This is a genomic window from Treponema putidum (assembly GCF_000755145.1).
Lineage (GTDB): Bacteria > Spirochaetota > Spirochaetia > Treponematales > Treponemataceae > Treponema_B > Treponema_B putidum.
Window position 1 is genome coordinate 2,786,065 of record NZ_CP009228.1, and the last position, 10,849, is coordinate 2,796,913.

Genomic DNA, 10,849 nt, shown 5'->3' on the forward strand with positions numbered 1-10,849 from the left:
AACCTAAAAACCTATTTCCCCTAAAGCTTCTGCGGCTTCAGAAAAATCCGGCTCACTCTCCTTTAAATATTTTTCATATTGCTTTAGATCCCACAATTCACAGCATTTACCGAGACCTAAAATAATGCAGTCTTTTTCGAGCCCTGCACACTCGCGGAGGCTCTGGGGAATAGATATACGGCCGTTTTTATCAACCTCAATTTCTTGGGCAGGGGCAATTAAGCGCCTCATAACCAACAAAGATTGTGCTTTAAACAAAGAAGTTTTCTTCATAATCTCATCCGAAAACTTTTTCCATTTATCCGCAGTAAAAATCCAAAGACAGTTACCTACACCTCTTGTAATAACCAAATTTGAATCGGGTAATTCTGCACGAATTTTAGCCGGAAACATAATTCTTCCTTTTTCATCAAGAGTATTCTTATATTCTCCGGTCATTGCAAAATTACCCACTTTTTACTACTTTCTCCCACCTACACCCATTTTATCATAAAAATTTAGAATGTCAAGCGGGTTATCTAAAAAAAGTGTATTTTTTTTCGATTTTTTAATATTTTTTAAACTACTTGAATAAAAACGAACTTTCTTCTATTATCTATCGATATTTTATAGGAGGTGTGATAAACAGTTCGCCACAAATGGTGCCTCGCTGTTTATCTGCCGAGTTTTGTACCAAAGGTACAAAACGTCGCATTATTATATGCGGTTTGTAAACAAACCGCTTGAAAAAACTTTTTTCGGAAGCTGAAGCTTCCTACAAAAAGTTTTTATAGGAGAAGCTGATGCAATACAAAAAATCCGATGTTTATGATAATTATTTTGGAACTATCGTTCCTGATCCGTACCGATGGCTTGAAGATGATAATGCCCCTGAAGTCATAGACTGGGTAAAAGAAGAAAACAAAAAAACCGAAGATTTTTTATCCAAAATCTCTTTCAGAGGCGAGCTAAAAAAACGGCTCGAGGAAATTTGGGATTATGAAAAACGCTCAGGTCTTTTTAAGGCAGGAGACTTTTATTATTTTTTTAGAACGGAAGGCTTACAAAATCAAAGCATTATGTACCGCCAAAGCGGAAATACAAAAGCGGAAAGCTCTCCTGAAGTTTTTTTCGATCCGAATAAGCTAAGTTCGGACGGAACTACAGCTTTAAAAAACATAGCTTTTTCTAAGGATGGAAAATACATGGCCTATTCCGTCTCAGGAAGCGGCTCCGACTGGGAAGAAATCTTCGTCTTTGATGCCGAAAAAAAGACCGATACCAAAGAGCACATACATTGGGTAAAATTTTCCAATATAGCATGGTATAAGGACGGCTTTTTTTACAGCTCCTATGATGCTCCCGATAAGGGAAAGGCTTTAACCGAAAAAAATGAGTTTCAAAAACTCAAGTATCATAAACTTGGCACAAGCGAAAATGAAGATATCCTTATCTTTGAGGACAAGGATCATCCCTTGCGTTCTTTTACTGCAAGCACAACTGAAGATGAGAAGACCCTCCTTATCACGGCTTTTGAAGCCGGAAGTGAGGGCAACATGCTTTTTGTTGCGGACTTAAGCGAAGGGCTCCCCAAATCTTCACACTGTTTTAAACAATACAATAAAAATTTTAATGACAGCATCTACCCTCTTGAAACGGAAAAGGGCTTTTTATATTTATCAACCAATAAAGAAGCCCCATTTTACCGAATTGTAAAGACATCTTTAAACAATATAAGTGAAGCAGCCATCGAAGAAGTAATACCGCAAAAAGACTGTCTTTTATCAAGTGCAGCCCTTTGCGGCGGGAAAATCCTTACGGTTTACTTGCGGGATGTTCAGGATGAAGCCTTTATCAGTGATCTTGACGGAAAAAACAGCACAAAAATAAATCTGCCTGCAAATGGAAGCATCACCTTTTCAGGAACACGAAAAAATGAAGACTCTTTATTTTTCAATTTTACCTCTTATACAACTCCCAACAAAATCATACGATATGATATAAAAACAAATACTTTAACCGATTTTTTTGTTCCTGCAATTCCAATCGACACGGAAGAATTTAAATGCGAACAAGTCTTTTTTAAGAGCAAGGACGGAACAAAGATTCCTATGCACATTGTTTCAAAAAAAGATATTAAACTCGACGGAAATAACCCAACGATTCTGTATGGGTACGGAGGCTTTGCTATTTCCCTTCCGCCAGCCTTTTCTGCAGCCAGAATGGCCTTTTTGGAAAAAGGAGGCATTTTCGCCTGTGTAAATTTACGCGGCGGTCTTGAATACGGAGAAGCATGGCACTCAGCCGGAAAAAAGATGAAAAAACAAAATGTTTTCGACGATTTTATTGCAGCAGGGGAATATTTGATAGAGCACAAATATACCTCAAATAAAAAACTTGCAATTCAAGGAGGCTCAAACGGAGGCCTTTTAATAGGAGCCGTAACAAACCAACGCCCAGATCTTTTTGCCGTTGCAATCCCTCAGGTTGGAGTTTTGGATATGCTCCGCTACCAGCATTTTACCATAGGTTGGGCTTGGGTTGATGAATACGGAAGCAGCGAGGACAGTAAGGAGATGTTTGAATATCTTTATGCCTACTCGCCCCTCCATAACGTAAAAGAAGGGATAAACTATCCTTCCATTATGATATGTACCGGTGACCATGACGACAGAGTTGTTCCTGCACACTCCTTTAAGTATGCTCAAGCCTTGCACGACACTTACAAGGGAAAAAACCCGATCCTCATCCGTATAACCGAAAAAGCAGGCCACGGAGCAGGCAAACCCACTGCAAAAATAATAGAAGAAACGGCCGATATCTACGCCTTTATATTTAATCAAACGGTTTAACCAAATCGGTTTTATTAAACAGGTTTACTAAACCGATTTACTAAATCGTTTTACTAAACCGATTTTACTAAATCGGCCAAGAGAGCCTTTAAATCTTTTTTAAAGGCTCTCTACTTTTCTTCGGTTTTTCCAATTTCAACTTTTCCAAACTTTTTTAACATGGGCTGAATTGCATAGCTCAATAAAAGAAGAGCAACTCCAAACACCAAAGAAGTGATAACCTTCGATAAAATATTCAAAGTATTTAAGTCAACAATAATCAGCTTTGCCGCAACAAATATTATCAGCCCAAGCGAAATATAAACCATCTTAGCCCTTCCCTTCCGTAAATAATAAACAAATGAAGCTATGGAATAAAAAGCCCAAAGAAGGGTTAAGATACCTCCATTTTTTACGGGGAGATAAATATCTACAAAACTCAAGAAAACAAAGATAATACTTATAACTGCAAAGTAAAGAATTTGAGGCAGCTTTAATATCTTAAAAAAAGCAATCAATATAAGGGCATTGACAATATTTATTACAACCGAAATAGCATCTATATTCAAGATTTTAATGAGGATTGCATCCTGATGCGGCATACGGCTGTAAATAAACCCATAATAAAAAAATGCAACGGTAATCAAAAATATCCGGCCGACATTTAAACTTGCCTTATCTTTATTAAGCTTATTTTTATAAAATTTATCCAAGGCTAAAATAAAAAGTCCCGAAAGTAAAATTCCATATCTAAATTGATCTGCCGCAATAGAAAAATCGAAAAGCATAATTTTCAACATTAAAATAAAAAAGCAAAGTCTGTAAAAAAATCGGGCATTTTCAGTTTTTTCTTTTATTAGAGAAAAACCGTAAACTGCAAAACTTAGAGCCGCTTCAATTCCAAGAAAAAGATATACATAAGAGCGGTTCCATTTAAAAAAACAATTTAAAGTGTCTGCAAACGAAAATAAAAATAAAATAAAAATTCCCGCATCTACAGCCCGCTCATAGAACCATTCTTTTTTAAGTTTATGATGCATAAGGTTATAAACAACTATGAGGACGAGCACAAGGCCTTGAGCAAAAATTTCCGTCCTCTTTATATCAAGTTTATACAAACTGAAGATCAAAAATATAAAAATATAGGCTTGAAAAACAAATCCTTGATAAGCCTTTTTAAATTTTTCTTTTTGTATAAAAACCGATAAGCCCATCGGAACAAGGTAAAAAGCTCCTTGAAGGAAAAAGAACAGCGGCGTAAGATTGTCAAAATCCCGCCCAAGTGAAATTATCGCCATTATATAAGCTGCAGCAAAAAGAAGGTGAAGCAAAACAAAAACTTTTAATTCTTCTTTTTTGCGGAAAAGCCAAAATCCTAAAAAGGCCATGCTTAATACAAGGATGGGCTGAATATCATAGGTAAACCTGTCCACCACCGTTACATAAAGAGAAAGCAAAGCCCCTGCAAGATAGATAATCCCCAAATTATCCATTCTTTTTTTTCGGAAAGCAAGATAGGCTAAAACTATGTAAAAAAATGAAAAAATAAGATAGGCCGTACTTTGAGGCGCAAATTTATAAACAGAAAGTTTATATGTTAAAAATAAGGAAAAACCCAAATTTAAAACGGCAAAAGCAGGAGACAGAATTTTATCCCTTTTCTTTTCATCATCCTTTAAATAAAAATAAAGATCGGGAATGATATGAACGGCCATCAATAAAAGAACAAGGCCGAAAAACAGAACCGCATCATCGACATTCAAAACCGTGACAAGTAAAAGACGGGTTAAAATTCCTAAAAATGAAATCAGCGAGATAAACTGCAAAAGCCTCCATCGTTTAAAAAAGTAAACTGCCGATGAAAGAGCCGAAACTGCAAATACATAAAGTCCGAAGCCTGTCAAACCTAAAAAGCCTAAATCTACGGCAAAAGGTATTATAAGGGAACCAAGCAAGCCGATTATTGCTATTGATGAAGAGGTGGTCATAATTGAAAGGGTGTAAGAAAAAGCCGTAATCAAACTTAAAAATACAAAGGCGGAAAAATCTCCTAAAATACCGTACCTCAAATAAGCAGCGTAGACGGTGATATAAAAAACGGCTATACCTCCGCCAAACAGAACTTGACTTAAAAGAAGGCGGGACTTAGCCGCACTCCTAAAACCGAAAAAGCAAAGGCAGATACCTATCAAGCCGCCTATAACCAAAGCAACCTCTTTTGTTATATATCCTTTATCATAGCTTAACTTAAAAATAAAGCCCACGCCTATCAATAGCAGGATAATCCCCAGCTTACTTATAATGGACTCTATGGAAAATAAATTCTTAAAATAGGGAGAAAGAGCAGCATGTTTTTCTTTAATTCCTTTTTTTGTAGAACTTTCGCTTGAACAGGATTTATCTACAGGTGTAGCAGATTCTTTAATAAAAGAATAATTTTCATTTTCTTCATTCTTAAAACCTTCTCCAGCCTTAATCCATACTTCAGGCTTCGCTTCATCAGTTACAGACCCAACCTCTTCATAGGCAATATCAGGCACCTCAACCTCTGGAGAAACATTAGAAAATTTCAATTCCAAATCCGAAAGTTTAGTTTTTAAAAGAATAATTTCTTCTTTCTGTTTTTTTATTTCAACAGCATTTTTGATAGGAAAAAAATAATATAAATTATAATACAAATTAGAACAATCAAAAATAATACCATGACTTAACTCCGGTTTTGAACATAAGAGGTACATCCTAACATTTTTTAGTTAAATAATCAAGGAATGGACAATCCGATAAACCGGTGGTGGAATAAAAAAAAGCCAGGCAGCATCCTACTTTCCCACTTGATCAGCAGTATCATCGGCGTAAGAGAGCTTGACTTCCGTGTTCGGGATGGGAACGGGTATTACCTCTCCACTATGGCCACCTGGCAATAAAAAACAAATTAAGGACTTAAAACCGTATCTTCAGTTTTAAGTGCAAGAATAAGGTAAGAGAATGAAGAAAAAAGGTTAATTTTTTATATATAGAAAAAAGAAACAATAATATGGTCAAGCCTCACGACTTATTAGTATTGGTCGGCTTAACACATTACTGTGCTTAGACCTCCAACCTATCAACCTTGTAATGCAAGGAGTCTTTAGGAGGGTTAAACCCTCAGGGATACGTAGTCTTGAGGCGGGCTTCCCACTTAGATGCCTTCAGCGGTTATCCCTTCCGAACGATAGCTACCCGGCAATTACCCTTGGCAGGATAACCGGTACACCAGAGGTTCGTCCATTTCGGTCCTCTCGTACTAAAAACAGCTCCTCTCACGTATCCAACGCCCATAGCAGATAGGGACCGAACTGTCTCGCGACGTTCTGAACCCAGCTCACGTACCGCTTTAATTGGCGAACAGCCAAACCCTTGGGACCTGCTTCAGCCCCAGGATGCGATGAGCCGACATCGAGGTGCCAAACATTCCCGTCGATGTGAACTCTTGGGGAATATCAGCCTGTTATCCCCGGAGTACCTTTTATCCGTTAAGTGACGGCGCTTCCACTCGCTACCGCCAGATCATTAAGACCTACTTTCGTATCTGCTCGAGCTGTCACTCTCGCAGTTAAGCCTCCTTGTGCCTTTACACTCGCTGCGCCGATTTCCAACCGGCGTGAGGAGACCTTCGCGCACCTCCGTTACTCTTTAGGAGGCGACCGCCCCAGTCAAACCGCCTGCCTATCACTGTCCCCATCCCGGCTTCACGGGAAGAGTTAGAAACCTGATTTATCAAGGGTGGTATTTCACTTGCCGGCTCCACTCAACCTAACGGCCAAGCTTCATAGCCTTCCACCTATTCTACACATGATAAACCAAGTCCCAATAATAAGTTGCGGTGAAGGTTCACGGGGTCTTTCCGTCTAACTATGGGTAACCGGCTTCTTTACCGGTATATAAATTTCACCGAGTCTCGCGTTGAGACAGTGCCCAGAATCGTTACACCATTCGTGCGGGTCGGAACTTACCCGACAAGGAATTTCGCTACCTTAGGACCGTTATAGTTACGGCCGCCGTTTACCGGGGCTTCAATTCAAAGCTTCACATTGCTGTTAACCTCTCCTCTTAACCTTCCGGCACCGGGCAGGTGTCACCACCTATACGTCCCATTGCTGGTTCGCAGATGGCTGTGTTTTTGATAAACAGTCGCCTGGGCCTGCTTTCTGCCGCCTCCTCAACTTTTAAAAAAAGGAGGCCACACTTTTTCCGAAGTTACGTGTGCATTTTGCCGAATTCCTTAACGCGAGTTCTCTCGAGCGCCTTAGATTTCTCATCCCATCTACCTGTGTCGGTTTACGGTACGGTCTTTTATAACCTAACCTTAGACAGTATTTCCCGGCACCTTGATTACGCCCGCTTCGCTCCACCTTAGTTTCACTCGCTGTCGCAGCTTACCTTGGATGACGGATTTGCCTATTCATCCTTTTTAACGGCTCGCTTACTTTGACCGGCATCCGTTAGCCGGCCGGGTTTCACCTCATGCGTCCTGCCATCGAAATTATAAAAGGTATCGGAATATGAACCGATTTCCCATCGACTACGACCTTCGTCCTCGCCTTAGGGGCCGACTTACCCTGGGAAGATTACCTTTACCCAGGAAACCTTAGATTTTCGGCGGGGAGGGATCTCACCTCCCTTTTCGTTACTTATACCTGCATTCTCTCTTCCATTTCCTCCAGCACCTCTCGCGAGTATGCCTTCATCAGTTAATGGAATGCTCCCCTACCGCCTTATGCTTTAATCGCATAAGACCCGTAGCTTCGGTATACTGCTTAGCCCCGTTACATTATCTGCGCATGGACACTCGACCAGTGAGCTGTTACGCACTCTTTAAAGGAATTGCTGCTTCTAAGCCAACCTCCTGGCTGTCTAGGTATCCACACTTCATTTCACACTCAAGCAGTATTTGGGGACCTTAGCTGACGGTCTGGGCTGTTTCCCTTTTGACTTGCGAACCTTAGCGCACGCAGTCTCACTCCCATACGTTGATTATCGGCATTCAGAGTTTAACTGGGTTTGGTAGGCTTTGACGCCCCCTAGTCCAACTAGTGCTTTACCTCCGATAATTTTATATGAGGCTGTCCCTAAAGGCATTTCGGGGAGAACCAGCTATTTCCGGGTTTGATTAGCCTTTCACTCCTAGTCACAAGTCATCCATACCTTTTTTAACAGATTATAGTTCGGTCCTCCACAAGGTTTTACCCTTGCTTCAACCTGCTCATGACTAGATCACTCCGGCTTCGGGTCTACGACATGCAACTAAACTTCAGCTTTCGCTGATACGCCCTATTAAGACTCGGTTTCCCTTAGGCTCCGGAACTTCTATTCCTTAACCTCGCTGCATATCGTAACTCGCAGGCTCATTCTACAAAAGGCACGCTACTACCCCATAAAGGGGCTGTAACATCTTGTTGGTTTACGGTTTCAGGTTCTATTTCACTCCCCTTACTGGGGTTCTTTTCACCTTTCCCTCACGGTACTTGTTCACTATCGGTAGCTTGAGTAGTATTTAGCCTTGGATCGTGGTCGACCCTGTTTCCGACAGGATTCCTCGTGCCCCGCCGTACTCAGGTACTGCATCAACAAGTCCGATTTATTTCGCTTACGGGGGTTTCACCCTCTTCGCCAGGCTTTCCCAAAACCTTTCTGCTATAAATCGAATTTATCACTTGTCGGTCCCACGCCGATGCAGCCCTTCAACTCCCTCTATAAGGGTTTAGGCTCCTCCAATTTCGCTCGCCGCTACTTTCGGAATCTCTTTTGATTTCTTTTCCTTGAGTTACTTAGATGGTTCAGTTCACTCAGTATCGCTTTACCTCTCTATTTTATTCAAGAGCGTAATGTTAGTATCACTACTAACGGGTTACCCCATTCGGCTATTTCCGTATCACAGGATGTGTGCTCCTACACGGAACTTTTCGCAGCTTACCACGGCCTTCTTCGCCTCTCAGCTCCATAGGCATTCGCCATAAACCTATTTCTTCGCTTGACCATATTATTGTCCCTTCTTTCTTTCACTTTTCGCTTAAAAAGAAGTTTTGTATTTTTCTTAAGTTTCACGCTGTAATGTACTTACATTCCAGCGCCTTCATTCCCTTCCCTATCTATGTCAAATATCTTTTCGCCTTTTCTTAGCGATTGGGCGAATAAAAACCTTGTCGTTAAACAAGGCCTTATGGAGATAAGGGGATTCGAACCCCTGACCTACGGCTTGCAAAGCCGCCGCTCTAGCCAGCTGAGCTATATCCCCTCAGTTATTTTATAAAAAAGAGTTTCAGGAAAGAACAGAAAGAAGTATCAAATTGTCTTGTGTACTTCAAGACTATTATACAAGTATTAGTTTGTATATTATTTAGAAAGTTAAAACAACCTTCTATACTTACCCTTTCTCTTAGAAAGGAGGTGATCCAGCCGCACCTTCCGGTACGGCTACCTTGTTACGACTTCACCCTCCTTACCAAACGTACCTTCGGCACCGTCCTCCTTACGGTTAGACTAGCGACTTCGGGTACCCTCGACTCGGATGGTGTGACGGGCGGTGTGTACAAGGCCCAGGAACGTATTCACCGCACCGTGCTGATGTGCGATTACTAGCGATTCCAACTTCATGAAGTCGAGTTTCAGACTTCAATCCGGACTACGATTGCTTTTTTGCGTTTTGCTTGACCTCGCGGTGTCGCTTCGATTTGTAGCAACCATTGTAGCACGTGTGTAGCCCTGGACGTAAGGGCCATGATGACTTGACGTCATCCCCACCTTCCTCCGATTTGTCATCGGCAGTTCCGCCAGAGTCCTCAGCTTTACCTGTTAGTAACTGGCAGTAGGGGTTGCGCTCGTTGCGGGACTTAACCCAACACCTCACGGCACGAGCTGACGACAGCCATGCAGCACCTGTCAAGAGCCGTATTGCTACGCTGCCATATCTCTATGTCATTGCTCTTGATGTCAAACCCAGGTAAGGTTCCTCGCGTATCATCGAATTAAACCACATGCTCCACCGCTTGTGTGGGCCCCCGTCAATTCCTTTGAGTTTCACCCTTGCGGGCATACTTCCCAGGCGGTACACTTAATGCGTTTGCGTCGGCACCGAAGCTCTTGCCCCGACACCTAGTGTACATAGTTTACTGTGCGGACTACCAGGGTATCTAATCCTGTTTGCTCCCCGCACCTTCGTATATCAGCGTCAATCATCGGCCAGAAACCCGCCTTCGCCACCGGTGTTCTTCCAAATATCTACAGATTCCACCCCTACACTTGGAATTCCGGTTTCCCCTCCGTGATTCAAGTTAAGCAGTACCCAATGCAGTTTACGAGTTGAGCTCGTAGATTTCACACCAGGCTTACCTAACCGCCTACATACCCTTTACGCCCAATAATTCCGAACAACGCTCGCCCCTTACGTGTTACCGCGGCTGCTGGCACGTAATTAGCCGGGGCTTATTCGCATGACTACCGTCATCAGAGAAGCATTCCCTCTTCCCCTTATTCTTCATCTGCAAAAGAATTTTACAACCTTTCGGCCTTCTTCATTCACACGGCGTCGCTCCGTCAGACTTTCGTCCATTGCGGAAGATTCTTAGCTGCTGCCTCCCGTAGGAGTTTGGGCCGTATCTCAGTCCCAATGTGTCCGTTCACCCTCTCAGGCCGGATACCCATCGTTGCCTTGGTGAGCCTTTACCTCACCAACTAGCTAATGGGACGCAGGCCCATCCTAAAGCGGAGCCGTAGCTCCTTTTCCTTATACGGCTTTATCCGTATAAGCACATTCGGTATTATCTAATATTTCTACTAGCTATCCCCATCTTCAGGGCAGGTCACCCACGCGTTACTCACCAGTCCGCCACTCTAGGGGAGAGCAAGCTCTCCCTTACCGTTCGACTTGCATGCTTAAGACGCGCCGCCAGCGTTCGTTCTGAGCCAGGATCAAACTCTCCATCATTATTATTTCAAGCCGCCCTTAAAGAGCGGTTGATTTCTAATTTAAGTTTGTCCCTTATTTTTAAGGAATTTGGTAA

2 protein-coding genes, 1 tRNA gene, 3 rRNA genes and 1 pseudogene are annotated in these 10,849 nt (G+C 42.0%); 1 reads left to right on the forward strand and 6 read right to left on the reverse strand.

Annotation, left to right across the window (positions count from 1 at the left end):
• Positions 1–3: 3 nt before the first annotated feature.
• The gene (gene mraZ, locus JO40_RS12730) at positions 4–438 is read right to left on the reverse strand and encodes a division/cell wall cluster transcriptional repressor MraZ (RefSeq protein WP_044979874.1); all 435 of its coding nucleotides are present in this window, start codon (positions 436–438) and stop codon (positions 4–6) included.
• A gap of 344 nt (positions 439–782) precedes the next feature.
• Between mraZ and JO40_RS12735 the strand changes: the two genes are divergently transcribed.
• A complete protein-coding gene (locus JO40_RS12735; protein ID WP_044979629.1) occupies positions 783–2,831 on the forward strand; it encodes a prolyl oligopeptidase family serine peptidase in 2,049 nt (682 codons plus the stop codon).
• A 110-nt stretch (positions 2,832–2,941) separates the two neighbouring features.
• Here JO40_RS12735 and JO40_RS12740 read toward each other — a convergent pair.
• The 5 genes and pseudogenes from JO40_RS12740 to JO40_RS12760 form a co-directional block, all read right to left on the reverse strand.
• A pseudogene (locus JO40_RS12740) lies at positions 2,942–5,514 on the reverse strand (DUF2339 domain-containing protein).
• Between the two features lie 102 nt (positions 5,515–5,616).
• Positions 5,617–5,728: ribosomal RNA gene (gene rrf, locus JO40_RS12745) — 5S ribosomal RNA — on the reverse strand.
• 116 nt (positions 5,729–5,844) lie between these two features.
• Positions 5,845–8,826, reverse strand: a 23S ribosomal RNA gene (locus JO40_RS12750).
• Positions 8,827–9,010: 184 nt separating this feature from the next.
• A tRNA-Ala gene (locus JO40_RS12755) sits at positions 9,011–9,084 on the reverse strand.
• A gap of 145 nt (positions 9,085–9,229) precedes the next feature.
• A 16S ribosomal RNA gene (locus JO40_RS12760) occupies positions 9,230–10,773 on the reverse strand.
• Together the 16S, 23S and 5S rRNA genes with 1 tRNA gene alongside form the textbook arrangement of a ribosomal RNA operon.
• Between the last annotated feature and the right edge of the window lie 76 nt (positions 10,774–10,849).